At 76.4% G+C, this 26,261-nt stretch carries 26 protein-coding genes; 21 read left to right on the top strand and 5 right to left on the bottom strand.

Annotated elements, in window-relative coordinates:
- The first annotated feature begins 110 nt into the window (after positions 1 to 110).
- The 15 genes from ACI79A_RS00330 (at position 111) to ACI79A_RS00260 (ending at position 14,885) form a co-directional block, all read left to right on the top strand.
- A complete protein-coding gene (locus tag ACI79A_RS00330) occupies positions 111 to 1,688 on the top strand; it encodes an AMP-binding protein (protein ID WP_457078708.1) in 1,578 nt (525 codons plus the stop codon).
- Positions 1,681 to 1,932, top strand: coding sequence for a glutaredoxin family protein (locus tag ACI79A_RS00325; protein WP_457078706.1), 252 nt, complete (start codon positions 1,681 to 1,683; stop codon positions 1,930 to 1,932). Before ACI79A_RS00330 ends, ACI79A_RS00325 begins: the two co-directional genes overlap by 8 nt.
- 236 nt (positions 1,933 to 2,168) lie before the next feature.
- Positions 2,169 to 2,873, top strand: a complete 705-nt coding sequence (locus ACI79A_RS00320) for a redox-sensing transcriptional repressor Rex (RefSeq protein ID WP_457078704.1) — start codon at positions 2,169 to 2,171, stop codon at positions 2,871 to 2,873.
- Positions 2,870 to 4,318 (top strand): glutamyl-tRNA reductase, encoded by a 1,449-nt coding sequence (locus ACI79A_RS00315; RefSeq protein ID WP_457078702.1) that lies wholly within the window; start codon positions 2,870 to 2,872, stop codon positions 4,316 to 4,318. The genes ACI79A_RS00320 and ACI79A_RS00315 overlap by 4 nt, the downstream gene beginning before the upstream one ends.
- Positions 4,315 to 5,256 (top strand): hydroxymethylbilane synthase, encoded by a 942-nt coding sequence (gene hemC / locus ACI79A_RS00310; protein WP_457078700.1) that lies wholly within the window; start codon positions 4,315 to 4,317, stop codon positions 5,254 to 5,256. Before ACI79A_RS00315 ends, hemC begins: the two co-directional genes overlap by 4 nt.
- Positions 5,257 to 5,344: 88 nt before the next feature.
- Positions 5,345 to 6,904, top strand: coding sequence for a uroporphyrinogen-III synthase (locus ACI79A_RS00305; RefSeq protein WP_457078698.1), 1,560 nt, complete (start codon positions 5,345 to 5,347; stop codon positions 6,902 to 6,904).
- A complete protein-coding gene (hemB, locus tag ACI79A_RS00300; protein ID WP_457078696.1) occupies positions 6,901 to 7,914 on the top strand; it encodes a porphobilinogen synthase in 1,014 nt (337 codons plus the stop codon). Before ACI79A_RS00305 ends, hemB begins: the two co-directional genes overlap by 4 nt.
- 13 nt (positions 7,915 to 7,927) lie before the next feature.
- Complete coding sequence (locus tag ACI79A_RS00295) at positions 7,928 to 8,446, top strand: hypothetical protein (protein ID WP_457078694.1); 519 nt, start codon at positions 7,928 to 7,930, stop codon at positions 8,444 to 8,446.
- Entirely contained in the window at positions 8,443 to 9,810 is a 1,368-nt protein-coding gene (hemL, locus tag ACI79A_RS00290) for a glutamate-1-semialdehyde 2,1-aminomutase (protein WP_457078692.1), read from the top strand. Before ACI79A_RS00295 ends, hemL begins: the two co-directional genes overlap by 4 nt.
- A complete protein-coding gene (locus ACI79A_RS00285; RefSeq protein ID WP_457078690.1) occupies positions 9,807 to 10,442 on the top strand; it encodes a histidine phosphatase family protein in 636 nt (211 codons plus the stop codon). The genes hemL and ACI79A_RS00285 overlap by 4 nt, the downstream gene beginning before the upstream one ends.
- Positions 10,435 to 11,010, top strand: a complete 576-nt coding sequence (locus ACI79A_RS00280; RefSeq protein WP_457078688.1) for a TlpA family protein disulfide reductase — start codon at positions 10,435 to 10,437, stop codon at positions 11,008 to 11,010. The genes ACI79A_RS00285 and ACI79A_RS00280 overlap by 8 nt, the downstream gene beginning before the upstream one ends.
- A gap of 1 nt (position 11,011) precedes the next feature.
- Positions 11,012 to 11,878, top strand: a complete 867-nt coding sequence (locus ACI79A_RS00275; protein ID WP_457078686.1) for a cytochrome c biogenesis CcdA family protein — start codon at positions 11,012 to 11,014, stop codon at positions 11,876 to 11,878.
- The gene (gene resB / locus ACI79A_RS00270) at positions 11,875 to 13,503 is read left to right on the top strand and encodes a cytochrome c biogenesis protein ResB (protein ID WP_457078684.1); all 1,629 of its coding nucleotides are present in this window, start codon (positions 11,875 to 11,877) and stop codon (positions 13,501 to 13,503) included. The genes ACI79A_RS00275 and resB overlap by 4 nt, the downstream gene beginning before the upstream one ends.
- On the top strand, positions 13,500 to 14,468 hold the full coding sequence (gene ccsB, locus ACI79A_RS00265; RefSeq protein WP_457078681.1) for a c-type cytochrome biogenesis protein CcsB: 969 nt from the start codon (positions 13,500 to 13,502) through the stop codon (positions 14,466 to 14,468). The genes resB and ccsB overlap by 4 nt, the downstream gene beginning before the upstream one ends.
- 132 nt (positions 14,469 to 14,600) lie before the next feature.
- A complete protein-coding gene (locus ACI79A_RS00260; protein ID WP_457078679.1) occupies positions 14,601 to 14,885 on the top strand; it encodes a hypothetical protein in 285 nt (94 codons plus the stop codon).
- 76 nt (positions 14,886 to 14,961) lie between these two features.
- Here the strand turns inward: ACI79A_RS00260 and ACI79A_RS00255 are convergent, their stop codons facing one another.
- Positions 14,962 to 15,204 (bottom strand): hypothetical protein, encoded by a 243-nt coding sequence (locus ACI79A_RS00255; protein ID WP_457078677.1) that lies wholly within the window; start codon positions 15,202 to 15,204, stop codon positions 14,962 to 14,964.
- A 155-nt stretch (positions 15,205 to 15,359) separates the two neighbouring features.
- On the opposite strand from ACI79A_RS00255, the gene ACI79A_RS00250 reads away from it, so the two are divergent.
- Positions 15,360 to 15,788, top strand: coding sequence for an Lrp/AsnC family transcriptional regulator (locus ACI79A_RS00250; RefSeq protein WP_457078675.1), 429 nt, complete (start codon positions 15,360 to 15,362; stop codon positions 15,786 to 15,788).
- A 57-nt stretch (positions 15,789 to 15,845) separates the two neighbouring features.
- Positions 15,846 to 16,172 carry a DUF4229 domain-containing protein gene (locus ACI79A_RS00245; RefSeq protein WP_457078673.1) on the top strand — a complete coding sequence of 109 codons (327 nt, stop codon included), beginning with the start codon at positions 15,846 to 15,848 and terminating at the stop codon, positions 16,170 to 16,172.
- Positions 16,173 to 16,175: 3 nt separating this feature from the next.
- Here ACI79A_RS00245 and ACI79A_RS00240 read toward each other — a convergent pair whose 3' ends face one another.
- Positions 16,176 to 17,045, bottom strand: coding sequence for a 1,4-dihydroxy-2-naphthoate polyprenyltransferase (locus ACI79A_RS00240; protein WP_457078671.1), 870 nt, complete (start codon positions 17,043 to 17,045; stop codon positions 16,176 to 16,178).
- Positions 17,045 to 18,190, bottom strand: a complete 1,146-nt coding sequence (menE, locus tag ACI79A_RS00235) for an o-succinylbenzoate--CoA ligase (RefSeq protein ID WP_457078669.1) — start codon at positions 18,188 to 18,190, stop codon at positions 17,045 to 17,047. Before menE ends, ACI79A_RS00240 begins: the two co-directional genes overlap by 1 nt.
- A 57-nt stretch (positions 18,191 to 18,247) precedes the next feature.
- Here menE and ACI79A_RS00230 point away from each other — a divergent pair, with 57 nt between their 5' ends.
- Together ACI79A_RS00230 and menD are read left to right on the top strand one after the other, a co-directional pair.
- Entirely contained in the window at positions 18,248 to 19,213 is a 966-nt protein-coding gene (locus ACI79A_RS00230; protein WP_457078667.1) for an o-succinylbenzoate synthase, read from the top strand.
- A complete protein-coding gene (gene menD, locus ACI79A_RS00225; RefSeq protein ID WP_457078664.1) occupies positions 19,210 to 20,976 on the top strand; it encodes a 2-succinyl-5-enolpyruvyl-6-hydroxy-3-cyclohexene-1-carboxylic-acid synthase in 1,767 nt (588 codons plus the stop codon). Before ACI79A_RS00230 ends, menD begins: the two co-directional genes overlap by 4 nt.
- Before the next feature lie 10 nt (positions 20,977 to 20,986).
- On the opposite strand, the gene ACI79A_RS00220 is transcribed toward menD, so the two are convergent.
- Together ACI79A_RS00220 and ACI79A_RS00215 are read right to left on the bottom strand one after the other, a co-directional pair.
- On the bottom strand, positions 20,987 to 23,671 hold the full coding sequence (locus tag ACI79A_RS00220) for a putative bifunctional diguanylate cyclase/phosphodiesterase (RefSeq protein WP_457078662.1): 2,685 nt from the start codon (positions 23,669 to 23,671) through the stop codon (positions 20,987 to 20,989).
- Positions 23,672 to 23,751: 80 nt separating this feature from the next.
- Entirely contained in the window at positions 23,752 to 25,017 is a 1,266-nt protein-coding gene (locus tag ACI79A_RS00215) for an isochorismate synthase (RefSeq protein WP_457078660.1), read from the bottom strand.
- Between the two features lie 38 nt (positions 25,018 to 25,055).
- On the opposite strand from ACI79A_RS00215, the gene ACI79A_RS00210 reads away from it, so the two are divergent.
- Positions 25,056 to 25,772: a demethylmenaquinone methyltransferase gene (locus ACI79A_RS00210; protein ID WP_457078658.1), complete on the top strand. Its 717-nt coding sequence runs from the start codon at positions 25,056 to 25,058 to the stop codon at positions 25,770 to 25,772.
- A 14-nt stretch (positions 25,773 to 25,786) separates the two neighbouring features.
- On the top strand, positions 25,787 to 26,131 hold the full coding sequence (locus ACI79A_RS00205; protein ID WP_457078656.1) for a hypothetical protein: 345 nt from the start codon (positions 25,787 to 25,789) through the stop codon (positions 26,129 to 26,131).
- Positions 26,132 to 26,261 lie beyond the last annotated feature (130 nt).

Here is a 26,261-nt window from a genome sequence, read left to right as displayed (position 1 = left end):
GCCCGGCGGAGGGGAACCCGCTGCGGGCGGCTCACCGGGATGACACCATCGTGCCCCGGGGGCGCTGTCGCCGCTGGTCGGGGGCGGTCCGTGGGTCCAGGGAGGTCCGTGTGACGGAAGAGAGCGTCCCGGTGGCGCCGACCGCGCCGGTGGAGTCCCTCGCGGCGCTGGTGCGCCGCGCGGCCGCGACCTCCGGGGAGTCCCCGGCCCTGGTGCACGGCGCACGCCGGCTGACCTGGGCGGAGCTCGACGCGCTCGTCGACCGGGCCGCCGCGGGCTACCGCGCCCGTGGGCTGGCCGCCGGCGACCGGGTGGCGGTCCAGCTGCGCAACGGGGTCGACTGGGTGGTGGCGGTGACCGGCGCCCTGCGGGCCGGCCTGGTCGTCGTCCCGGTCAACACCGCCTACACCGACCCCGAGGTGTCGTACCTGCTCACCGACTCCGGGGCGCGGCTGCTGGTGACCGCCGACGCCCGGGCCGAGCTGGCCGGTGTGCCGGTGCACGCCGGCCCGCCGGACGACGACGGCCCGGCTCCGGTCGACCCCGCGGACCCGGCCGCGCTGGCGCTGCTCGCCTACACCAGCGGCACCACCGGCCGGCCGCAGGGCGCGATGCTCACGCACGCCGCACTGCTGGCGAACCAGCAGCAGTGCCTGGCCCTGGACCCGCCGCCGGTGCGCGCGGGTGACCGGGTGCTGGTCGTCCTCCCGCTGTTCCACGTCTACGGCTTCACCGGCGCCTGGGGGCTCGTCGCCGCGACCGCCGCCTGCGCCGTGCTGGTCGAGGAGTTCGCCCCGCTGGCCACCCTCCGGCTGATGGCCGAGGAGGAGATCACCGCCGTCCCCGCCGCCCCGCCGATGTACGCGGCCTGGCTGGCGGCCGCCGACGCCGCCGGCTCCGACGCGGTGCTGCGGCGCGGCTTCGCCGCCGTCCGCACGGCCAGCTCCGGGTCCGCCCCGCTGCCGGCCGCCGTGCTGACCGCGATGCGCGAGCGGGCCGCGGTCACCGTGTGGGAGGGGTACGGGCTGACCGAGGCCGGCCCGGTGCTGGCCAGCACCCTGGTCACCGGCCGGTCCAAGCCGCGCTCCATCGGCGGGCCGCTGCCCGGGGTCGAGCTGCGCCTGCGGGACACCGCGGGCGGCCCGACGGCCGGCGACGACCCGGCCGACGACCCGGTAGACGACGCGGAGGAGGCCGGCGAGATCTGCGCCCGCGGGCCCAACCTGTTCAGCGGGTACTGGCCCGACGGCACCGACGGGCCGGACGCGCGGGGGTGGCTCGCCACCGGTGACATCGCCTACCGGGACGCCGACGGCGACCTGGTCCTGGTCGACCGCCGGCGGGACCTGGTCATCGTCAACGGGTTCAACGTCTACCCGGGCGAGGTCGAGCGGGTGCTCGACGCCCATCCTGCGGTCGCCCAGAGTGCGGTCATCGGGCTGCCCGACCCGCGCACCGGCGAGGCGGTGCACGCCGTCGTGGTGGCGGCGCCGGGCGCCGAGCTCGACGAGGCGGAGCTGCGCGCGCACGCCGCGGCGTCGCTGGCCCGGTTCAAGGTGCCGGTGGCGGTCCACCTGGTGCCCGAGCTGCCGCACTCGCTCACCGGCAAGGTCAGCCGGGCCCGGCTCCGCGAGCTCGGGATGGAACGGGCGGCGCGCGCCGCCCTCTGGGAGGACACCGGTGACTGACCCCGCACGACGCCTGCAGCTGCTCACCCGGGCCGGGTGCCACCTGTGCACCGTGGCGGAGGAGACGCTCACCCGCATCGGCGGGGAGGCCGGCCTGACGCCGGTGCTGGTCGACGTCGACGCGGACGAGGAGCTGCGCGCCGAGTACGGCGACCGCGTCCCGGTGGTGCTGCTCGACGGCCGGGAGCACAGCTACTTCACCGTCGACGTCCCTCGCCTGCGGCGCGACCTCGGCGTCGGCTGAGGCGTCGGCTGAGGCGCCGGTCGCACCCGACCGGGTGGCGCGCGGCGTGGCATCCGACACAGCGGGGGCCGGTGACCTGCGCGGACGGGGTCGGCGACTTTGTTCAGGCCTTCACAAGCGGTTACCGTGAGATGGCCGGGCGCTGACGTGCCCAGGTCCGTCGAGTTCCCTTGCCCTGAGTCCCCCGAACGTCCGGCCCTGGCCGGGGCGTGTTCGGATCGCTGGAGAGTCTGCCCGTGACCCAGTCGCGGCCCCGGAACATCCCGGAGGCCACCGTCGCCCGGCTGGCCGTGTACCTGCGGGTGCTGGCCGGTCTCGCCGACGACGGTCGCAGCCACGTCTCCTCCGGCGAGCTGGCCTCCGCCGCCGGGGTCAACCCCGCCGGGCTCCGCAAGGACCTGTCCCACCTGGGCCCGTGCGGTGTCCGCGGGGTGGGCTACTCGGTGGCCGGGCTGCGTGCCCGGCTGTCCGAGGCACTGGGCGGCGAGCGGTCCCGGCCGTGCGTGCTGGTCGGGCTCGGCCGCCTGGGCTCCGCGCTGGCCGACTACACCGGCTTCGCCAGCCGCGGTTTCACCTTCGTCGGCCTGCTGGACAGCGACCCCGCCACGGTGGGGACCCGGGTGGGCGGGTGCACGGTCCGCCCGGTGGCGGAGCTCGAGGCGGTGGTGCGCGCCACCGCCGCCACGATCGGGGTCATCACGACACCGGCCGAGGTGGCGCAGTCGGTCTGCGACCGGCTCGTCGCGGCCGGGGTGAGGAGCATCTTGAACTTCGCGCCGGTGGCGTTGTCCGTGCCCGCGGGGGTCGACGTCCGCAAGGTCGACCTGTCCGTCGAGCTGCAGGTGCTGGCCTTCCTCGATCAGCAGAGGGACGGGGACCAGCAGCGCGCCGACGTCCCCTCGCCGGCGGCCGAGCTGCACACCGCAGGGAGCCCGAGATGAGCCTGCTCGCCGTCGGCATCAGCCACCAGACCGCTCCGGTCGCTCTGCTGGAGCAGGTCAGCATGAGCGGTGACGACACGGTCAAGGCGCTGCACGAGCTGGTCGACAGCGACCACGTCAGCGAGGCGATGGTCCTGGCCACCTGCAACCGGATCGAGGTCTTCGCCGAGGTCGACCGCTTCCACGGCGGCGTCACCGACGTCAGCCGGGTGCTCGCCCGGCACGCCGGCGCCACGGTCGAGGAGCTCTCGCCCTACGTCACCGTCTACTACGAGGACCAGGCGATCGGCCACCTGTGCACCGTCGCCGCCGGTCTGGACTCGATGGTCGTCGGGGAGACCCAGGTGCTCGGGCAGCTGCGCGCCGCCTACGCCCTGGCGCAGGAGGAGGGCACCGTCGGGCGCGAGCTGCACCCGATCGCCCAGCGCGCGCTGCGGGTCGGCAAGCGGGTGCACGCCGAGACCGGCATCGACAAGGCCGGTGCGTCGCTGGTCTCGGTCGCCCTGGACCGCGTCACCGACGTCCTCGGTGACCTCGCCGGCCGGCCCGTGCTCGTCGTCGGCGCCGGCTCCATGGGGGCGCTGGCGGCCACCACGCTGGCCCGCCGCGGCGCCGCGGTCACCGTCAGCAGCCGCACCCCGGCCAGCGCCGCGAGACTGGCGGAGTCCGTCGGCGGCCGGCAGGCCGACCTGGACCGGCTCCCCGAGGAGCTCGCCGCCGCCGACGTGCTGGTCACCTGCACCGGCGCCACCGGCACGGTGATCGGTGAGGAGCTGGTCGCCACCGCGATGGCCGGCCGCGGCGGGCGGCGCATGGTCGTCGTGGACCTCGCCCTGCCCCGCGACGTCGAGGCCGCGGTCGCCGGCCTGCCCGGCGTGCACGTCGTCGACCTGGCGATGCTGCAGGGCGAGCGGGCCGCCCACCCGGGGCAGCCGGTGGCCGGCTCGGTCGCCGCCGACGACATCGCCGCCGCGCACGCGCTGGTCGAGCTGGAGACCTCGCTGCTGCGCGCCGAGCGGCAGGCCGCCGCGGTCGCCCCCACCGTCTCCGCGCTGCGCAGCCAGGCCGCCGAGGTCGTCGACGCCGAGCTGCTGCGGCTGTCCACCCGGCTGCCCGACCTCGACGCCAAGGCCCGCAGCGAGATCGCCCGCACCGTGCGCCGCGTCGTCGACAAGCTGCTGCACGAGCCGACCGTGCGGGTGAAGGAGCTGGCCAGCGCCCCGGGGGGCACCGACTACGCCGACGCGCTGCGTGCGCTGTTCGGCCTGGGCCTGTCCGGCGCCACCGACGGCGACCGGGCCACCCTCTCCGACGCGGTCACCGTCGACCCGCAGCTGCCCGCCGGCACCCCGCTGTCGGCCCTGGACCCGCGGATCGAGGCCGCCCGCGACGGGCGCGCCGGCGGCTCTGCCGCCCGCGACCGGCGCACCGGGGGTGCCCCGTGACCGCCGCCCTGCCGCTGCGGCTGGGCACCCGCGCCAGCCAGCTGGCGCTCACCCAGTCCTCCCACGTCGCCGACGCGCTGACCGCGGCCACCGGCGTGGCGGTGGAGCTGGTGCACGTGAGCACCTACGGCGACCGGTCCACCGAGGCGATCAGCCAGCTCGGCGGCACCGGCGTCTTCGTCGCCGCGCTGCGCGAGGCCCTGCTGCGCGGCGAGGTCGACGTCGCGGTGCACAGCTACAAGGACCTGCCGACCGCGCCCGCCCCGGGGCTCACGCTGGCCGCCGTCCCCCAGCGGGAGGACGCGCGCGACGCGCTCGTCGCCCGCGACGGGCTCACCCTGGGCGAGCTGCCCCCGGGTGCCCGCGTGGGCACCGGAGCCCCGCGCCGGATGGCGCAGCTGCGCGCGCTCGGCCTCGGCCTGGACGTCGTGCCGATCCGCGGCAACGTCGACACCCGGATGGCGCGGGCGCTGGGACCGGACGCCGACCTGGACGCCGTCGTGCTGGCCCGCGCCGGGCTGGCCCGGATCGACCGGCTCGCCGCGATCACCGAGGTGCTCGACCCGCTCCAGGTGCTGCCCGCGCCGGCCCAGGGCGCGCTCGCCGTCGAGTGCCGCACGGAGGACACCCGGGTGCGCGAGCTGCTCGCCGTGCTGGAGCACCCGGCCACGCGGGCCTGCGTCGCCGCGGAGCGCGCCGTGCTGGCCGCGCTGGAGGCCGGGTGCAGCGCCCCGGTGGCCGCCTCCGCCGAGCTGGCCGAGGACGAGGACGGCGCCGCCGAGCTCTACCTGCGCGCCTCGGTCACCGCGATCGACGGCAGCGACGGCGTCCGCGGCTCGCTCACCGGCCCGGCCGTCGAGGCCGAGGCGCTGGGCCGGCAGCTGGCCGCCGAGCTGCTCGAACGCGGCGCCGCCGCGCTGATGGCGGCACCCCGGTGACCCGCCGTCCCGGGCGGGTGCCCGCCCGCCCCCACGACCCCGTACCACCCGCAGCGACCCCCTCCGGGGGCAGGAACAGGAGCACGCGATGACGCGCTCACGCAAGCAGAACGGCAGCAGCAAGGGCACCGTGGTGTTCGTCGGTGCCGGCCCCGGCGACCCGGAGCTGCTGACCGCCCGGGCGAGCGCAGCGATCGCCGGCGCCGACACGGTGCTGGTCGACCCGGACGTCTCGGCCGCGGTCACCGAGGCCGTGCGCGAGGCGCACCCGGACCTCGAGCTGACCCCGGTCAGCGGTGAGCCGGCCGACGTCGCCAAGGGCGCCGTCGCCGCGGCCAAGAACGGCAACGTGGTGGTCCGGCTCGTCGCCGGCGACCCGTTCACCAGCGACGCCGTGGTCAAGGAGGCGCTCGCGGTCACCCGGACCAGCGTCCCGTTCGACGTCGTCCCCGGCGTCGCGGTGAGCACCGCGGTGCCGGGTTACGCCGGCGTCCCGCTGGGCGGCACCTCGGTGACCGCCGACGTGCGCCCGGGCGCGGACGCCCCGGCCGACCTCACCGCGCTGGCCTCCGCCGCCTCGGGCACCGGCGCCGCGCTGGTGCTCCAGGCGTCCGCCGAGCAGCTGCCCACCCTGGCCGCCGGCCTGGTCGAGGGCGGGCTCCCCGGCTCCACCCCGGTCCTGGTGACCGCCGGGGGCAGCAGCACCGCGCAGAAGAGCGTGGCCGGCAAGCTGGCAGCGGTGGCGGAGAAGTCCGCCGGACTCGACACCCTCACCGGCCCGGTCGTGGTGACCGTCGGTGCCGCCGTCGACAAGCGCGGCAAGCTGTCCTGGTGGGAGAGCCGCCCGCTGTTCGGCTGGCGCGTGCTGGTGCCGCGCACCAAGGAGCAGGCGGGGGAGATGAGCGATCGGCTGCGTGCCTACGGCGCCGTCCCGGTCGAGGTGCCGACGATCGCCGTCGAGCCGCCGCGCAGCCCCGCGCAGATGGACCGGGCGGTCAAGGGCCTGGTCACCGGCCGGTACGGCTGGATCGTCTTCACCTCCACCAACGCCGTCCGCGCGGTGCGGGAGAAGTTCGTCGAGCTGGGCCTGGACGCCCGCGCCTTCGCCGGGGTCAAGGTCGCCTGCGTCGGCGAGCAGACCGCCCAGGCGGTCCGCGACTTCGGGATCGTGCCGGAGCTGGTGCCCACGGGTGACCAGTCCAGCGAGGGCCTGCTGGCCGACTTCCCGCCCTACGACGACGTCTTCGACCCGATCGACCGGGTGCTGCTGCCCCGCGCCGACATCGCCACCGAGACCCTCGCCGCCGGGCTGCAGGAGCGCGGCTGGGAGATCGACGACGTCACCGCGTACCGCACGGTCCGGGCTGCGCCGCCGGCGGCCGCGGTGCGCGAGGCGATCAAGGGCGGCGGCTTCGACGCGGTCTGCTTCACCTCCTCGAGCACGGTGCGCAACCTGGTCGGCATCGCCGGCAAGCCGCACGCCAAGACGGTCGTCGCGGTGATCGGCCCGGCCACCGCCGCCAGCGCCACCGAGTTCGGCCTGCGGGTCGACGTGCAGCCGGAGACCGCCGCGGTCGGCCCGCTGGTCGACGCCCTCGCCGCGTTCGCCGAGGCCCGCCGGGCCGAGGCCGAGGGTGGCGAGAAGTGACCGACGCCGACGTACGTCGCGCAGCCGGCGGGGCGAACCCCGGGTTCGCCCGGGGCCGCCGGCTGCGCTCCACCCCCGCGATGCGCCGGTGGACGGCGCAGACCCGGCTGGCCCCGGCCGACCTGGTGCTGCCGGTCTTCGTGAAGGAGGGCATCGCCGAGCCGCAGCCGATCAGCTCCATGCCCGGCGTCGTCCAGCACACCCAGGACTCGCTGCGGAAGGCGGCGGCCGAGGCGGCCGAGGCCGGGATCAGCGGCCTGATGCTGTTCGGCATCCCGGCCGACAAGGACCCGGTGGGCTCCCAGGCCGACGCCGCCGACGGCGTGGTCAACCGCGCGTTGCAGCACCTTCGCGCCGACCTGGGCGACGAGCTGGTGCTGATGGCCGACCTCTGCCTGTGCGAGTACACCGACCACGGCCACTGCGGCGTGGTCACTCCCGCGGGCGTCGTCGACAACGACCCGACGCTGGACCGGTACGCCGCGGTCGCGATCGCGCAGGCGCAGGCCGGGGCGCACGTCATCGCCCCCAGCGGGATGATGGACGGCCAGGTCGCGGCGATCCGGGCGGGGCTGGACAGCGCCGCCTACACCGAGACGCCGATCCTCGCCTACGCCGCGAAGTACGCCTCCGGCTTCTACGGCCCGTTCCGCGAGGCCGCCGAGGGCGCTCCGCAGTTCGGCGACCGGTCGACCTACCAGATGGACCCGCCGAACGCCGACGAGGCGCTGCGCGAGGTCGCGCAGGACCTCGCCGAGGGTGCGGACGCGGTCATGGTCAAGCCGGCGCTGCCCTACCTGGACATCGTGGCCCGGGTCGCCGACGCCGTCGACGTCCCGGTGAGCGCCTACCAGGTCAGCGGTGAGTACGCGATGCTCGAGGCGGCCGCGGCCAACGGCTGGGTCGACCGGCAGCGGGCGATCCTGGAGACGCTGACCGCCGTCCGCCGGGCCGGCGCGGGGTCGGTGCTGACCTACTGGGCGGTCGAGGCCGCCCGCTGGCTTCGCTGAGCAGCGCCCCGAGATGACCGACCCCGAGCCCCCGGACGACCCGACCTACGTCGAGCCCGGGGGCTCGTGGCGTCCGTTCTGGCTGGCCGCCGCGGTGCTGGCCGCGCTGCTCGTGGTCGCCGCGCTGGTGCCCGGACTGTCGGCCGGGGTGGTCGCCGCCGCCGCCGGGCTGGTGCTGGGCGTGCTGGCCGCCGGCACGCTGTCGGCGCGCCGGGCCTGGACGGTGCGGGTCGGCGGCCGCGGCTCGGACGCGGCGCTGAGCGTCGGCCGGGAGCGGATCCCGCTGGCCGACGTCGACGCCGCCCACCTGCGCGCGGTGCAGGCCGGCACGGCGGGGGTGGACGCCGGCGCACCCGTCCTCGGCGGCGGCTGGTCGCTGCCCCGGGGCCGCACCGGGCTGCCGCTGCGGCGGAACGACGGCGGCACTGTGCTGGTGCCGACCCGCGCGCCGCAGGCTGTGACCGCTGCCATCCTGGCCGGGCACCCCGGGGGCGGCGGTTCCACAGATCGGCCTGGGAGAGTGGAGCCGTGACCGAGCCCTACCCGTACGAGGCGCCGGCGTCGGCGCAGTTGTTCGACCGGGCCCGGCAGGTGACGCCGGGCGGGGTCAACTCCCCGGTGCGCGCCTTCCGCGCCGTCGGTGGCACCCCCCGGTTCATGGCGTCGGCGTCCGGCCCGTGGCTGACCGACGCCGACGGCCGCCGCTACGTCGACCTGGTGGCCTCCTGGGGGCCGATGATCCTGGGCCACGCCCACCCCGAGGTGGTCGCCGCCGTCACGGCCGCCGCCCGCAACGGCTTCACCTTCGGCACGCCCACCGCCGGCGAGGCCGAGCTGGCCGAGGAGATCGCCGGCCGGGTCGCCCCGGTCGAGCGGGTGCGGCTGGTCAACTCCGGCACCGAGGCCGTGCTGTCGGCCCTCCGGCTGGCCCGCGGGTTCACCGGCCGGCCGCTGGTGGTCAAGTTCGCCGGCTGCTACCACGGCCACGTCGACGCGCTGCTGGCCTCCGCCGGCTCCGGCGTCGCCACCCTCGGCCTGCCCGACACCCCGGGGGTGACCACGGGGGCCGCCGCGGACACGATCGTGCTCCCCTACAACGACGTCGCCGCGGTCGAGGCGGTCTTCGCCGAGCGCGGCCACGAGATCGCCGTCGTCGTCACCGAGGCCGCGCCGGGCAACATGGGCGTCGTCCCGCCGCTGGACGGCTTCAACGCCCAGCTGCGGCGGATCACCGCCGAGCACGGCGCGCTGCTGCTGGTCGACGAGGTGATGACCGGGTTCCGGGTGTCCCGGTCCGGCTGGTACGGCTTGGACCCGGTGGACGCCGACCTGTTCACCTTCGGCAAGGTCATGGGCGGCGGCATGCCGGCCGCGGCGTTCGGCGGTCGCGCCGAGGTGATGGAGCAGCTCGCCCCGGCCGGGCCGGTCTACCAGGCGGGCACGCTGGCCGGGAACCCGGTCGCCGTCGCCGCCGGGCTCACCACGCTGCGGCTGTGCACCGACGAGGTCTACGCGCACTGCGACGAGGTCGCCGCCACGCTGCGCGGCGCGGCCAGCGCCGCGCTCTTCGCCGCCGGCGTGCCGCACCGGGTGCAGCAGGCCGGCTCGATGTTCTCGGTGTTCTTCGTCCCCGACGAGCGGCAGGTGCGCGACTACGACGACGCCCGCAGCCAGGACGTCGCGGCGCACACCGCGTTCTTCCACGCCATGCTCGCCCGCGGGGTGTACCTGCCGCCGTCGGCGTTCGAGGCCTGGTTCGTCAGCGCCGCCCTCGACGACGAGGCCGTGGAACACGTGCTCGCCGCGCTGCCCGCCGCCGCCGCGGCCGCGGCGGCCGCCGCCGGGGGCCCCGCGCCGTCCCCCGTCTCGACCGACGCCCAGGAGCTGCAGCCGTGACCGAGACGACCGTCGTCCACGTGATGCGGCACGGTGAGGTGCACAACCCCAGCGGGGTGCTCTACGGCCGGCTGCCCGGCTACCGGCTGTCCGAGGCCGGCGAGGGCATGGCCCGCACCGCAGCCGCCTGGTTCGCCGACAAGGGCGTGACCCACCTGGTGGCCAGCCCGCTGGAGCGCGCCCAGCAGACCGCGCAGCCCATCAGCGACGCGCTGGGGCTGGAGATCGCCACCGACGAGCGGCTGATCGAGGCCGGCAACTCCTTCGAGGGCAAGGCCTTCGGCGTCGGCGACGGCGCGCTCAAGCACCCGGGCAACTGGTGGCGGCTGCGCAACCCGTGGACGCCGTCGTGGGGCGAGCCGTACCGGGAGATCGCCGCCCGGATGCTCGGCGCCGTCGCCACCGCCCGCGACGCCGCCCGCGGGCACGCCGCGGTCTGCGTCAGCCACCAGCTGCCGATCTGGACGCTGCGGCTGCACCTGGAGGGACGCCGCTACCTGCACGACCCGCGGAAGCGGGAGTGCGGCCTGGCCAGCGTCACCTCCTTCACCTACTCCGGTGACCGGCTGGTCGGCATCTCCTACGCCGAGCCCGCGGGCGCGACCGACCCCGACGCGGTGCCCGGTGCGTAGGACCCTGACCGCGGCGCTCGCGCTGAGCGGCGCGCTGCTCGCGGGGTGCAGCACCGGCCCCGACGCCGTGGATGTCGCGAACGGCGGGGAGTTCCGGTTCGTCGAGAGCACCCCGGAGGGCGAGGTCATCCCGGAGGCCGAGCGGAAGAGCGCGCCGGAGTTCTCCGGCACGTTGCTCGACGGCGGGGAGTGGGACTCCGGCGAGCTGGCCGGGGACGTCGCGGTGCTCAACTTCTGGGGCTCCTGGTGCGCGCCCTGCCGCGTGGAGACCCCGCAGTTCCAGGAGGTCTACACCGAGGTCGCCGACGACGGCGTGCAGTTCCTCGGGCTGAACGTCAAGGACACCGAGCAGCTGGCCACCCGGTTCCTGGAGAGCAAGGGCATCACCTTCCCCTCCCTGTTCGACCCGCGCGGTGAGGTGGCGCTGGCCTTCCGCGACTACCCGGCGGCGGCGATCCCCTCGACGATCGTGCTCGACCGCGACGGCCGGGTCGCGGCGGTGTACACCGGTGAGGTGCGCCAGGACGACCTGCGCGCGGTGCTGGCGCAGCTCACCGGGGAGGCCTGAGGTGGTCGACGCGGTCAAGGAGCTGGTCGCCGACGGCCCGCTGCTGGTGGCTGCGCTGGTGTCCGCGCTGGCCGGGCTGATCAGCTTCGCCTCGCCCTGCGTGCTGCCGCTGGTCCCCGGCTACCTCTCCTACGTCACCGGGCTGGTCGGCACCGGCGGCCGCACGAGCGCCCCCGCCCCCGCCCCCGCTCCGACGAGCGATGGCGGCACCGCGACCGCACCGACGAGCGGCGGCGGCACCGCGACCATCGCGCGCACCGCGGTGGACGAGCGGGCACCCCGTGGGCGGATGGTCCTGGGTGCGCTGCTGTTCGTGCTCGGCTTCACGGTCGTGTTCGTGGCCGCCGGCTCGGCCTTCGGCGGGCTGGGCCGGGCCCTGCTGCAGTACAACGACGTCATCACCCGGGTGATGGGCGTGGTCACCATCCTGGTCGGGCTCGGCTTCCTGGGCTGGCTCCCGCTGCTGCAGCGCACCTCCCGGCTGTCCGTCCGCCCGGTCGCCGGGCTGGCCGGGGCGCCGCTGCTCGGCGTCGTCTTCGGCCTGGGCTGGACCCCCTGCCTGGGCCCCACGCTGACCGCCGTCTTCTCCCTGGCCGTCGACCAGGCCACCGCGGGCCGGGGCGCCTTCCTCAGCCTGGCCTACTGCCTGGGGCTGGGGGTGCCCTTCGTGCTGGTCGCGCTCGGCGCCCGCTGGGCGGTCGGCGCGATGTCCTTCCTCAAGCGCCACGCCCGCGGGGTCACCCGCATCGGCGGTGCCGTCCTGGTGCTGGTCGGGCTGCTGCTGGTCACCGGCGCGTGGACCGAGATGATGCGCTGGCTGCAGGGCTGGCTCGCCGCCACCGGCCTGGCCGAGGGCGCGCCGCTGTGACGATCACCGCCCCGCCCCGCTCGGCTGCCACCCCCGCCCCGCCGCCGCGCCCCTCGGCCGGTCGCCGGTTGGCCAACCGGCTGCTGCGCTGGTGGCGCCAGCTCACCGCGATGCGCACCGCGCTGATCCTGCTGTTCCTGCTGGCGCTGGCCGCCATCCCCGGCTCGCTGCTGCCGCAGCGGTCGCTGTCGCAGACCAACGTCAACCAGTACCTGGCCGACTACCCGACGCTCGGGCCGTGGCTGGACCGGCTCTACCTGTTCGACGTCTTCAGCTCGCCGTGGTTCGCCGCGATCTACCTGCTGCTGTTCATCTCGCTGATCGGCTGCGTGCTGCCCCGGGCGGTCGAGCACGGGCGCGCGCTGTTCACCCCGCCGCCCTCGGCGCCGCGGCACCTGCACCGGCTGCCGGAGTCCGCCGCCCTGCCCACCCCGCTGGGCGGGCCGGCGGCGCTGGACGTGGTGGAGGAGGAGCTGCGGGTCCGCCGCTACCGCGTGGTCCGCCGCGACGGCAAGGCAGGTCCGGAGCTGTCGGCGGAGAAGGGCTACCTGCGCGAGACCGGCAACGTGCTGTTCCACCTCTCGCTGCTGGCGCTGCTGCTCGGCCTGGCCGGCGGGAAGCTCTGGGGCTACGAGGGCAGCATCCTGGTCACCGAGGGCTCCGGCTTCTGCAACACCTTCCAGCAGTACGACACCTACTCCGCCGGCCCGCTGGTCGACAACGGTGCGATGTCCGACCTCTGCGTCGACCTGGACGACTTCCAGGCCACCTACGAGGAAGACCGGACCGCCGCCTCCTACACCGCGGACATCCGCTACGGCCCGGCCGGCGGCGGCGCCGACCAGGAGACGACGATCGGGGTCAACGACCCGCTGCGCACCGGCGGCGACCGGGTCTACGTCACCGGGCACGGGTACAGCCCGTGCTTCACCGTGGCGGTGCCCGGGGCCGAGCCGATCACCGACGTCTGCGCGCCGTTCCTCCCCGCCAGGCAGTCCACGATGGACAGCGAGGGCGCGGTCAAGCTCCCCGACCTGGGGGCAGGGATCGACGAGCAGTACGCGATCCAGGGGCTGTTCGCCCCCACCGGCGTGGTCCAGGGCGGGATCCTCTCCTCGGTCGACCCGCGGCCGCTGGACCCGCAGGTCGCGATCTTCGTCTGGAAGGGCTACCTGGGGCTGGACTCCGGCCTGCCGCAGTCGGTGTACACGATCGACCAGCGGCTGATCGACCAGGAGCGGCTCACCGAGGTCGGCCGGGCGAACCTGGCGGTGGGGGAGTCGACGACGCTGCCCGACGGCACCGTGGTGACCTTCAGCAGCTACCGGCAGTTCGCCGCGCTCCAGCTGTCGCACGACCCCGGCCAGATCTGGGTGCTCGCTGCCGCGATCGCCGTGCTGGTCGGCCTGCTCGGCATGCTCCTGGTGCGCCGTGAGCGGGTCTTCGCCCGAGTCGGCCCGGGTGCCGACGGCGGGGGTACGGTGCTGTCGATCGGCTCGCTGACCCGGGGCAGCGCGGACACCGGCCCCCGGTTCGCCGAGCTGACCGACGACGTCAGGCGCGCGCTGGCCGCGGCCGCCCCGGCACCGCCCCCGTTCTCCGAGAGAGAGGCCCCGCCGTCGTGATCGACGAGTCGCTCGCCGCGTTGTCCGACACGCTGTTCTCCGTCACGGTGGGGCTGTACTCCCTGGCCGTGGTGGCGTTCTGCGCCGAGCTCGCGTTCGGTCGGCCGGCCCGGGCCCGCGAGCTGGTCGCGGCCGGCATCGCCCCGACCGCGCCGGTCGACGGGACCACCGGCCCGGGTGCGGCGCCGGAGCCGAGCCGGGCCCGCCGCCTGGGCATGGTGGCGATGGTGCTCACCGTCATCGGTGCGCTCACGCACACCGGCGTGCTGGTCACCCGCGGCATGGCCGCGGACCGGCTGCCCTGGGGCAACATGTACGAGTTCTCCACCGCGGTGGTGCTCGTGGCGGTGGTCGCCTACGCGGTGATGGCGGTGCGGACGCCCGCCCTGCGGCACATCGGCGTGTTCGTGATGGCGCCGGTCGTCGTCTCGCTGGTGCTGATCGGGCTGTTCCTCTACGTCGAGACCGGTCCGCTGGTGGCCGCGCTGCGGTCCAGCTGGCTGGCGGTGCACGTGAGCACCGCGACGCTGGGCTTCGGCATCTTCTTCGTCAGCGGGATCGCCAGCATCCTCTACCTGGTCCGCAGTCGCCGGGAGTCCCGGGTCGCGGCGGGGGAGACCCTGGCGCCGTCCCTGCTCGACCGGCTGCCCTCGGCCGCGGCGCTGGACCGCACCGCGCACCGCACCGCCGTCTTCGGCTTCCCGATCTGGACCTTCGCGGTCATCGCCGGGGCGATCTGGGCGGAGAGCGCCTGGGGGCGGTTCTGGGGCTGGGACCCCAAGGAGACCTGGGCCTTCATCGCCTGGGTGGTGTACGCCGCCTACCTGCACGCCCGGACCACGTCGGGGTGGCGCGGCCGGCCGGCCGCGTGGATCAACATCGTGGGCCTGGTCGTGATGATCTTCAACCTGCTGTTCGTCAACCTGGTCTCCACCGGGTTGCACAGCTACGGCGGGGTCAGCTGACCTTCCGGTCACCCAGCGTCACGATCGGGTGAAACCGGCCCGAGCGGAACGACGGTGGCTCGCGGCCTGCCCGCGGGACGTGCCATCCTCGGGTCATGACTGAACCCGGTGGAGTTCACTGTGGGTAGGCACGTGGCAGCTGAGGGCGCGTCGGTGCACCCGCTCGTCGCAGCGGCGCTGGAGCAGCGGCCGGAGGCGTCCGGTCCCCGGCACTCCGCCGGCCAGGGCGGCCTCGGCTGGCCGGGCGACCCGGCCGACGGCACGGGGCTGGGCTGGCCCGGCGACCTGGACACGGGCACCGACCGGTCCGATGCGTCGGCGTCGGCGTCGGCGTCGGCGTCGGCGTCGGACGAGCCTGTTGCCCCGCGGCGGGCCGGCTGGCGCCGGCTGTTCGGCGGCTCCCGCACCGCCGCGTAGCGCACCCCGCCGACGACGCGAGCCGTCGACCTCCGCAGGGAGGCCGACGGCTCGCGTCGTCGTCAGGGGCGCCGGGTCAGCTCAGGCTGCCGTCGTCCCGTCGGGCCCGTCGCTCGAGCTCCCGCAGGAACTCCGGGTCGTCGTCGGGCGCGACCGGCCGGGTCGGCCGCTGGGCCCGCGGCGGCCGTGGCGGACGGGGCCCGGCACCGGGCCGCCCGATCCCACCTGAGCCGCCGGAACCCCCGTTCTGAGCCGCGGCAGCCCGCATCACGAGCACGACCACCACGGCAGCGATCACCAGCATCACCAGGAAGACCATCGGTCCACCCCCCTCGTCAGCACCCAATGTACGACCGCGCCGATACTGGTACCCGGTGATCTCGCGCCCCAGGGTGCGGGTCCACAGACCGGGCACAGCGGCTCCTCAGGCGCCGGGTGCGACCACGGCAGGACCGGAGGGGCGTCATCGACGCGGTGGACGAGCAGCTGATCGCGCTGCTGGGGGCGAACGGGCGGGCCAGCTACGCCGAACTCGCCCGGCAGGTGGGGCTGTCGGCGCCCTCGGTGCACGAGCGGGTGGGCAAGCTGGAGGCCGCTGGGGTGATCACCGGCTACCGCGCGGTGGTCGACCCCGCGGCGGTGGGCCTGGGCGTCACCGCGCTGGTCGGCGTGATCGAGAGCGACCAGGTCGACGACGTCGGCCTGGAGGAGGCGCTGGCCGCGCTGCCCCCGGTGGAGGACTGCTGGCGGGTGGCCGGCAGCGAGGGCTACGTGCTGAAGGTGCGGGTGCCCGACATCCCGGCGCTGGAGGACACCATCAGTGCCATCAACCGGATTCGGGGCGTGGCCCGCACCCGCACCACGGTGGTGCTCTCGACGAAGTGGGAGGGACGTCGTGGCTGACGACAGGAACGTCGGGCAGCGGGTCACCCCCGGCTGCGACCAAGTGGGAGGGACGTCGTGGCTGACGACGCGCAGGCACCGGTGAACCCGGTGAACCCGGTGGGGCCGACCGGCGGGCCGGCGGAGCCGCCACCGCTGGTGCCCTGGCTGCTGGCCTACACCTTCGCCCGGCTGGCGATCGTCGCCGCGCTGGTGGCGCTGATCTGGGTGCTCGGGCTGCCGGGCTTCCCGGCGCTGCTGTTCGGGCTGCTGCTGGGCATGCCGGTGGCCTACCTGGCGCTGCGGCCGATGCGCGACCGGCTCACCGAAGCGATCGCCGCGCGCAGCATCCGCAAGCAGCAGCTCCGCGCGGAGCTCCGCGGCGACGACGACGCCGCGTCCTGATCCTCAGCTGAGGGCGAGGCCGACGGCCAGCAGCACGCCCACGGCGAGGGTGAGCCGGCCGGTGCCCTGCAGCGCGCCGATCAGCGCGGGGCCGCGGCCGCCGGTGACCACGGTGCGCACCGGCGGCACGGCCAGCGGTGCGGCGAGCAGCGCCAGCAGTGCCCACGGCCGGGCCAGGCCGATGAGCACGATCGCGGCGAACACGACCACGAGCAGCCCGGTGAAGAACAGCCGGGTGCGCCCCGCGCCGAGCAGCACCGCCAGGGTGCGCTTGCCGACGGCGGCGTCCCCGTGCACGTCGCGCAGGTTGTTGACCACCAGCAGCGCAACCGAGCACAGCCCGATCGGCACCGCGGCCGCGAACGCCAGCCCGTCCAGCGAGCGGGTCTGGGCGAACGTCGTCCCGACCACGGCGACCAGGCCGAAGAAGACGAAGACGAACACCTCGCCCAGCGCGCGGTAGCCGTAGGGGATCGGTCCGCCGGTGTAGGTCCAGGCGGCCAGGATGCTCACCGCACCGACCGCGACCAGCCACCAGCTGGACAGCGCGGCCAGCGTGAGCCCGGCCACCGCGGCGACGGCGAAGGCGATCATCGCGGCGACCAGCACCTGCCGGGCGGTGGCGGCGCCGGAGCCGACCAGCCGCATCGGGCCCACCCGGTCGGCGTCGGTGCCGCGCTTGCCGTCGGAGTGGTCGTTGGCGTAGTTCACCGCCACCTGCAGGCTGAGCGCTACGAGCAGCGCGAGCAGGGCGGGCACCAGGCGGAACCCGTCGAGCGCGGCCGCCACCCCGCTGCCGACGAACACCGGCGCGAGGGCCGCGGGCAGGGTTCGGGGGCGGGCGCCCGCCAGCCACTGGGCGGGGGTCGCCATCAGTCGGTTCCTCTCAACATGCGGGCCACACCGCGGCGGTCGGGCTTGCCGGTGTGCAGGGTCGGGACGGCGTCGATCAGGTGCAGGTCCTTCGGCGCGGCGGCGGCGCCGAGCCGGTCGGCCACCCAGGGCCGCAGCTCGGCCAGCCCGGGGACGGCGCCCGGGGCGGGGACGACGGCGGCGACCACCCGCTGGCCCCACTCCGGGTCGGGCAGCCCGGTGACGACGGCGTCGGCGACCGACGGGTGCTCACGCAGCGCCGCCTCGACCGCCTGGGGTGACACGTTCACGCCGCCGCTGATCACGACGTCGTCCAGCCGGCCGTGCACGGTCAGCACGCCGTCGGCGGACAGCGTTCCGGCGTCCCGGGTGCGGAACCAGCCGTCGTGGAAGGCCTCGGCGGTGGCCGCCGGGTCGCGCCGATACCCGTGCGCGAGCACCGGCCCGGCCAGCTCGATCCCGTCGGCCACCCGCACCGAGACGCCGTCCAGCGGCACCCCGTCGTAGACGCAGCCGCCGGCGGTCTCGCTCATCCCGTAGGTCCGGACCACGCGCACCCCGGCGGCGCGGGCCTCGGTCAGCAGCGCGGCGTCGGTGGCGGCGCCACCGACCAGCACGGCGTCGAACGACGCCAGTGCGTCCGGCTCCTCGGCCAGGTACCGGCGCAGCTGGGTGGGCACCAGTGCGGTGTACCGCCGGTCGCCGGCCGGCAGCCGGGCCGCGGCTGCGGCGAGCGGCTCGCCGCGGCCCAGCACGGCCGGCTCCCGGCCGGCCAGCGCGCTGCGCACCAGCACCTGCAGCCCGCCGACGGCGGAGGTGGGCAGCGCGAGCAGCCAGCTGCCGGGGCCGCCCAGCCGGTCCAGCGTGGCGGTGGCGGAAGCGCGCAGCGCTGCGGCGGACAGCAGCACCCCCTTCCCGGCGCCGGTCGAGCCGGAGGTGACCACGACCAGGTCGGTGCCCGGCTCGAGTGGCTCGTCGGGGCGCAGCACCTCGCGGGCGGCGGCCGCCGGGCCGTCGCCGGCGGGCAGCACGGCCAGCGGGGAGTCGCCCTCGAGGGCGGCGCGCAGCGCGGGCCAGACGGTGCCCAGCACCGCGGCCGGGTCGGTGGAGACAGGTGCCGGCACGAGGGTCAGCTGCCGGGACACGAGGAGCCACGGTACTGCGCACCGCCCGGGCGCCCTGGCGCGCTCTAGGCTGGGCGGGTGATCGCCCCGGCAGCCGGCGGCGCCGGTACGGCGCTGGAGGCGCACGTCTACCGCCTGCCGCTGCGCAACCGTTTCCGCGGGCTGGACGTGCGCGACGGCGTGCTGGTCCGCGGCCCGGCCGGCTGGGGCGAGTTCTCCCCGTTCTGGGACTACGACGTCGCCGAGAGCCGGCGCTGGTGGGCCAGCGCGCACGAGGCCGCCGTCCTCGGCTGGCCCGACCCGGTGCGCGGCACGGTGCCGGTGAACGTGACGGTGCCGGCGGTCGGCCCCGAGCGGGCGCACGAGATCGTGCTCGCTTCGGGCTGCCGGACGGCGAAGGTGAAGGTCGCCGAGCGCGGGCAGACGGTCGCCGACGACCTCGCGCGGGTCGAGGCGGTCCGCGACGCGCTGGGCCCCGCCGGCGCGATCCGGGTCGACGCGAACGCCGCCTGGGACGTCGACACCGCCGCCGACCGGCTCACCGCGCTGGACCGCCGGGTCGGCCTGGAGTACGCCGAGCAGCCGGTGGCCACCGTCGAGGAGCTGGCTGCGCTGCGCCGCCGGGTCGACGTGCGGATCGCCGCGGACGAGGTGGTCCGCCGCGCGCTGGACCCGCGCCGGGTGCCGCTGCGCGAGGCCGCCGACGTCGTCGTCCTCAAGGTGCAGCCGCTGGGCGGGGTCCGGGCCGCTCTGGAGGTGGCCGAGGCGCACGGGCTGCCGTGCGTGGTCTCCTCGGCGCTGGAGAGCTCGGTCGGCATCGCCGCCGGGATCGCCCTGGCGGCGGCGCTGCCGGAGCTCCCGTTCGCCTGCGGGCTGGCGACGGTCGCACTCTTCACCGCCGACGTCGCCAGCGAGCCGCTGCTGCCGGTCGACGGCGCGCTGCCGGTGACCCGTTCGGTGCCCGACCGGCTCGCCGAGACCACCGCGGACCCCGGGACCGAGCGGCGCTGGCGCGAGCGGCTCGCCGCGGTGCAGGCGCCGTGAACCCGGCCACCGCCTTCGCCCGGGTGCTCGTCGACGAGCTGGTCCGGGGCGGGGTCACCGACGCGGTCGTCTCACCCGGCTCCCGGTCCGCCCCGGTGGCGCTCGCGCTGGCCGACGCCGAGACCGCCGGCCGGCTGCGGCTGCACGTGCGCATCGACGAGCGGACGGCGGCGTTCCTCGCGCTGGGGCTGGCCAAGGCCGGCGGGGGCCCGGTGCCGGTGCTCACCACCTCCGGCACGGCGACCGCGCACCTGCACGCCGCGGTGCTGGAGGCCGACGCCAGCGGGGTGCCGCTGCTCGCCCTGACCGCCGACCGGCCGCCGGAGCTGCGGTCGACCGGGGCGAACCAGACGATCGAGCAGCCCGGGCTCTACGGCCGGGCGGTGCGCTGGGCCGCCGACGTCGGGGTGCCCGAGGCCGGGCGCGAGGTCGCGCAGAACCGGTACTGGCGCTCGCTGGTGGCCAAGGCGCTGCTGGTGGCCCGCGGCGAGCTGTCCGGCGACCCCGGCCCGGTGCACCTGAACCTGGCGCTGCGCGAGCCGCTGCTGCCCGACGACGTCACCCCCGGCGTCCGCCCGCCGCTGCCCGGCGGCCCGTTCGCCGGCCGCCCGGACGGCGCGCCGTGGACCGCTGCCGTGCCCGGCGGCGGCACGCCTCGGGGGGCGCCGCTCACCGGGCCTGACCCGGCCGGGGCGCGCACCCTGCTCATCGCCGGCGACGCGCCGCTCGGTGTCGGCCGGGCCGCCGCCGTCCTCGCCGACCAGCGGGGCTGGCCGGTGCTCGCCGAGCCCAGCAGCGGCGCGTGGGGCGCCGCCGGAGCGCTGCGCGGGCCGGCGCTGCTGCTGGGCGCGCCGGAGTGGCTGGCCGAGCACCGGCCCGACCGGGTGCTGGTGGTCGGCCGCCCCACGCTGTCCCGCCCGGTCTCCGCGCTGCTCGCCGACCCGGACGTGCTGGTCGAGACCTACGCCCCGGCGCCCCGCTGGGCCGATCCCGGCCGGGGGAGCACGCTGGTCGGCAGCGCGCACCTGGACCCCGGCAGCTCCTGGCGGGAGGGCGGCCCGCGCGCGGGGCGCGGCTGGGCGGCCGAGTGGTCGGCGGCCGCCGAGCGGGTGGGCGTCGCCGTCGACGCGCTGCTCGACGACCGGCCCGGGCGGGCGCTCACCGCCGCGCGGCTGGCGCGCGACGTGGTCGCCACCCTCCCGGCGGGGGCGCTGCTGGTGCTCGGGTCGTCGACCCCGGTCCGCGACGTCGACCGGCTGGCGGTGCCCCGGCCAGGCCTCACCGTGCTGGCCAACCGCGGCGTCGCCGGCATCGACGGCACCATCTCCACCGCCGTCGGCGCCGCCCTGGCGCACCAGGGGGCCGGCGGTGGCCCGGCGTTCGCGCTGATGGGCGACCTGACGTTCCTGCACGACCTCACCGGGCTGCTCGCCGGCGAGGGCGAGCGGCAGCCGGACCTCACCGTCGTCGTCCCGGACAACGACGGCGGCGGCATCTTCGCCCAGCTCGAGCCGGGGCAGCCGCAGTACGCCGCCGGTTACCGCCGGGTGTTCGGCACGCCGCACGGGCGCGACCTGGTGGCGGTGGCCCGGTCGCTGGGCTGGGCGGCCACCGCGGTCGCCGACCCCGAGCAGCTGGTCGCGGCGCTGAGCGCGGGCGGGCCGCGGGTCGTCGTGGTCCGCACGGACGCCGCGGCTGAGGCCGAACTGGCCGGGCAGCTACGTGCGGCGGCGGCGACGGCGCTGAGCGTCGCCCGGGGCTGACCGGCCGCCCTCAGGCCTGGGCGCGGGGCGCCGGGCTCGACTCGCGCAGGAGGAGCAGCTCCGCTTCCGCCTCCTCCAGCGGTGTGGCGAACAGGTAGCCCTGCGCCAGGTCGCAGCGCTCGGCGCGCAGCCGGTCCCGCTGGGCAGCGGTCTCGACCCCCTCGGCCACCACCTCCAGCCGCAGCGTGCGGCCCAGCTGGACCAGACCGTGCACGATCGCCGCGTCGTCCGGGGAACCGTCGAGCAGGCTGACGAACGAGCGGTCGATCTTGAGCACGTCGACGTCGAACTGGCGCAGCCAGCTCAGCGACGAGTAGCCGGTGCCGAAGTCGTCCAGCGCCAGGCGGGTGCCCAGCGCGCGCAGCTCGGCGAGCCGCTCGGCGACCGCGGACCGGTCGGTGACCAGCGCCGTCTCGGTGACCTCCAGCACCAGCGACGAGGGCGTGATGCCGCTGTCGGACAGCGCCTCGGCGACGTGCCCGACCAGCGTGCCGCCGGCCAGCTGACGGGGTGAGACGTTGACCGCCATCGACAGCGGGGTGCTGCGCGGGTGGGCACGCTGCCAGCGGGCGGCGGTGCGGGTGGCCTCGGCGAGCACCCAGCGGCCGATCGGCAGGATCAGCCCGGAGTCCTCGGCGACCGGGACGAACCGGTCCGGTCCGATCGGGCCGAGCACCGGGTGGTGCCAGCGCAGCAGCGCCTCGAAGCCGACGACCCGCTCGGTGGCCAGGCAGACCACGGGTTGGTAGACCAGCCGCAGCTGCCCGGCGTCCAGCGCACCGGCCAGCTGGCGCTCCAGCTCGATCCGCTCCAGCGCGGCCGCGCGCATCTCCGGGTCGAACACCACCCACTGCGCCCGGCCGGCGGACTTGGCCCGGTACATGGCGATGTCGGCGTCCCGGAACAGCGACAGCGGGGTCGCCGACGCCTCCGCGGCGACGATGCCGATGCTGGCGGCCACCGTGACCCGGTGCCCGCCGAGGTCGATCGGTGCCCCGATCACGTCCAGCAGCCGCTGGGCGAGCGCGGCGGCCTCGGGCAGCCCGCCGCGGGTGTCGTCGACCAGGACGGCGAACTCGTCGCCGCCCAGCCGGGCCACGGTGTCCGCGCTGCGGACGGCGTCCCGCAGCCGGTGCCCGACGGTGCGCAGCAGGTCGTCACCGGCCAGGTGGCCGAGGCTGTCGTTGACGTCCTTGAAGCCGTCCAGGTCCAGGCACAGCACGATCGGTGGGCTGCCGGTACGGCCGGCCCGGCGCAGCGCCTGCTCGGTGTGGTCCAGGAACAGCGAGCGGTTGGCCAGGCCGGTCAGCGCGTCGTAGAACGCCTGGTGGGCCAGCTCCTGCTCGGCGAGCTTGCGGGCGGTGATGTCGTAGACGCTCACCACGATGCCGCCCACGTCCGGGTCGTCGACCAGGTCGACGGCGCGGCCACCCAGCCAGACGGTGCCGCCGTCGGGGTGGCCGCCCCGCAGCTCCAGCTCCGACGGGGTGCCCTTCTGCTGCCGGGCCCGGGCCAGCACGGCCAGCACGTCGGCGGGGTCGACGCCGATCGCGGCCAGCATCGCCGGCAATGAGTCGCCGGCGACGCCGGGCTGGCCGAGCAGCTCGGCCATCGACCGGGAGTCGGCCACCAGCCGCCCTGCTGGGTCGACGACCACGACCCCGTCGGAGGAGTTCACGGCGAGCGCCTCGGACCGGCGGGCCTGGGAGCGGACCAGCGCCCGGGAGCGCGCGCTCTCGGTCAGCAGCCGCTGCGCCCGGATGACGACCAGGACGGTGAGGGCGAGGGCGGCCAGCAGCCCCGGCAGCGGATCCAGGTCCTCCCCTTCCAGCCACGCCTCGAGCTCCAGGACGCTCGGCACGAGCAGCGGCAGGAAGGCCAGCGTCATCCGCCAGCGGCCCACGACGGCGTGGTGCGGGCGCGGGGTCGCCCTCGCGCTCCTGCGGGAGGTCCACGTCGAGAGGGCGAGCAGCACCGAGCCGACCAGCCAACCGGCGTCCAGCCAGCCGCTGGCGGTGTCCGCGTCGCCGATCACCAGCCATCCCAGGTCCGAACCCAGCCACGCGGCGGTTCCCAGGGCGAGCAGCAGCGGGGACGTGCCCAGCCGGCGGTAGAGCACGGCCCCCCGGACGACCAGCCCCAGGGCCACGGCGTCCAGGACGGGGTAGGACGCCCAGACGACCCGGGTCTCCAGGGCGAGCGAGGCGTCGAACAGCGTGGTCCGCACGGAGGCCTGCCAGACCACCAGCAGGGCGATGACGAGCATGGACGTGCCGTCGAGCACGGAGTGGAAGCGGGCCCGGGTGCTCGGCCCGCCGTCGTGCCCGAGTCTGAGCAGTGCGGCCGCCAGGGCGATGTAGGAGCCGATGTAGGCCACGTCCGCCACCGAGACGTCCAGCGCGCTGCCGTGGGCGGTGGCGACCAGCTGCCAGAGCAGGTCACCGAGGGCGTTGAGGGTCAGCGCCACGGCGAGCCATCGGCTGGTCGACGAGCGCGGTTGCCGCCGGGCCCCGAGCCACGCGGCGATCGCGGCCCCGGTGCTGACCACCAGGAAGCTGACGGCGGACGACGGCGTGCCCTCCGTCAGCGCAGCCGACAGCACGAGGGCAACCGCGAGGCCCAGCACGGCGACGCCGGCCACCGTCGGGCGCCGGTGGGCCGGCGACGGCGACGGCGCAGGGGCGGCGGGCAACACCTGTGAGACGTCGGCCGGGAGCCGCCTCGCCTTGACCCCACCGGCGGCGCCTCCGCTCTTCCGGGTGACCCGGTGGGCGCTCAGTCCTCCAGGGCTGCCTGCACGGCCGCGAACTTCGCCTGCGTCTCGGCGAGCTCGGCCGCCGCGTCGGAGCCGGAGACGATCCCGCAGCCGGCGAACAGCCGCGCCTGCCGACCGCCCTCGGCGCCGGTCAGCTGGGCGCAGCGCAGGGCCAGCCCGAACTCGCCGTCGCCGCGGGCGTCGAGCCAGCCGACCGGGCCGGCGTACCGGCCGCGGTCCATGCCCTCGAGTTCGCCGATCAGCGCCGCGGCGCGGTCGGTCGGGGTGCCGCAGACCGCCGCCGTGGGGTGCACGGCGGAGACGAGCTCCAGCAGGTCGGCGTCGCCGTGCTGGCGGCCGTGCACGTCGGTGGCGAGGTGTCGGACGTTGGGCAGGGTCAGCAGCGACGGGCCGGGCGGGACGTCCATCGACGCGCAGTAGGGGTGCAGCGCGTCGACCAGGGAGCGGACGGCGTAGCCGTGCTCGGCGAGGTCCTTGACGGAGTGCTCCAGCGCGACGGCGAGCCGCTCGTCCTCGGCTCCCGCGCCGCGCGGGGCGGTGCCGGCGAGCACCCGGGCGGAGAGCTGGTCACCGGTGCGGCGCAGCAGCAGCTCCGGGGTGGCGCCGAGCAGGCCGTCGACGGCGAAGGTCCAGCAGTCGGGGAAGCGCTCGGCCAGGCGGAGCAGCAGCCGGCGGGGGTCGATCGGCTCGTCGGCGCTGACCAGCAGGTCGCGGGCGAGCACCACCTTGTCCAGCGCCCCGGCGTCGATCCGGGCGACCGCGGCCTCGACGGCGGCGCACCAGGTGGCCGGGTCCCGCGACCCGTCGGCGTAACGGAGCTGGCCGATCGACGTCGTCGTCACCGACGGCGAGGTCTCCACGACCGCCCGCTCCTCGGCGCCGGCGTCCCCGGTGACGGTGACCCAGGTGGCGCCGTCGCGCCGGCCGACCACCACCTCCGGGACGACGAACACCGAGCTGGACGCCGCCGGGTCGAAGGCGATGGAGGCGAAGACCACCGGGCCGGACCCGGGGACGCCCACCGGGTCGTGGACCTCGGTGCGGGCGCAGCGGTCGGCCCACCAGGCGGCGGCGGTGGCCAGCGCGTCGGGGCCGGAGACCTCCAGCCGGTCGGCCTCGCCCCAGCCGACCAGCCCCTCGCCGCGGCGGACCCAGGCCAGCGCACCGTCGGAGGGGACCAGGGTGAGCAGCGGGGTGCGCCGCCGGCCCAGCGCGGTGGTGGTGACGACAGCCGCGGTGGGAGGGGAGGACGCGGCCGGGCTCACCGCTCCAGGGTAGGAGGCGCGCAGGTAGCGTCCCCGGGGTGGCGACCGGTGGACGACCTGACGGGGGCGGCGTGCGCGCCGGGCTGGACAAGGCCCCGGCCGACGTCGCGGCGATGTTCGACCGGGTCGCCGGGCGCTACGACCTGACCAACACCGTCCTCTCCGGCGGGCTGGACAGCGGCTGGCGGCGGGCCACCCGCGAGGCGCTGGACGCGCGGCCGGGCTCGACGGTGCTGGACGTCGCGGCCGGGACGGCGGTCTCCACGGTCGAGCTCGCGGCGGGGGGCGTGCGCGCCATCGCCTGCGACTTCTCCCAGGGGATGCTGCGCGCCGGGGCATCGCGCCCGGTGCCGAAGGTGGCCGGTGACGCGATGGCGCTGCCGCTGGCCGACGAGAGCGTCGACGGGGTGGTCATCTCCTTCGGGCTGCGGAACGTCGCCGACCCCCGGCAGGCGCTGCGCGAGTTCCGCCGGGTCACCCGTCCCGGCGGGCGGCTGGTGGTGTGCGAGTTCTCCCGGCCGACGTGGGCGCCGTTCCGCACCGTCTACACCGAGTACCTGATGCGGGCGCTGCCCTCGATCGCGCGTGCGGTCAGCAGCAACCCCGAGGCCTACGTCTACCTGGCCGAGTCGATCCGGGCATGGCCGGCGCAGCCGGAGCTGGCGACGTGGCTGCAGGAGTCCGGCTGGGGCGACGTCGCCTGGCGCAACCTGACCGGCGGGGTCGTCGCCCTGCACCGCGGCACCCGCGCCTGACCTCGCCGCAGGCCTTGGCTCGGTCCTCCCGCCGTGCGCAGCTGCTGATCGGCGTCTCCCTCGTGGCTGTCCTCGGCCTCGCGGGCTGGGCCTGGGGAGCCGGTGGCCCGGCGGTGCTCCTGGTCTTCGGGCCGGCCGTGGCCGGCGCGCTCCTCGCGCTCGCGGCCGAACGGGCCAGCCGGACGATGATGGCTCCCGCGGTCACCGCCGGCGTGGGTGCGGCGTCGCTCGTGTGGGGGCTGGTCACGCTGGCGGGCGGCGGCCTCCATCTCCTGGTGCCCGCCGGTCTCCTGGTGGTCGCCGCCCTGGTCTCGTGGGTCGACCGGCGGCCGCGCGCCCGTGCGCGGGCGCGGACCTGAGCCGAAGCGCAAGAGCGATCTCGGACGCACGCAGCTCGGCAGCCGAGGTGCAGCGCCGGTGCGCGGCGAGATCTGCGATCTTGTGGCCACCTGGGCCGGGAAGCCACGAGATCGCAGATCTCGCGCGGCC

This window comes from Modestobacter sp. SYSU DS0657, from assembly GCF_054050925.1.
The sequence above is the reverse complement of the archived record's forward strand: the minus strand, read 5'-3'. Positions and strand labels throughout refer to the sequence as shown.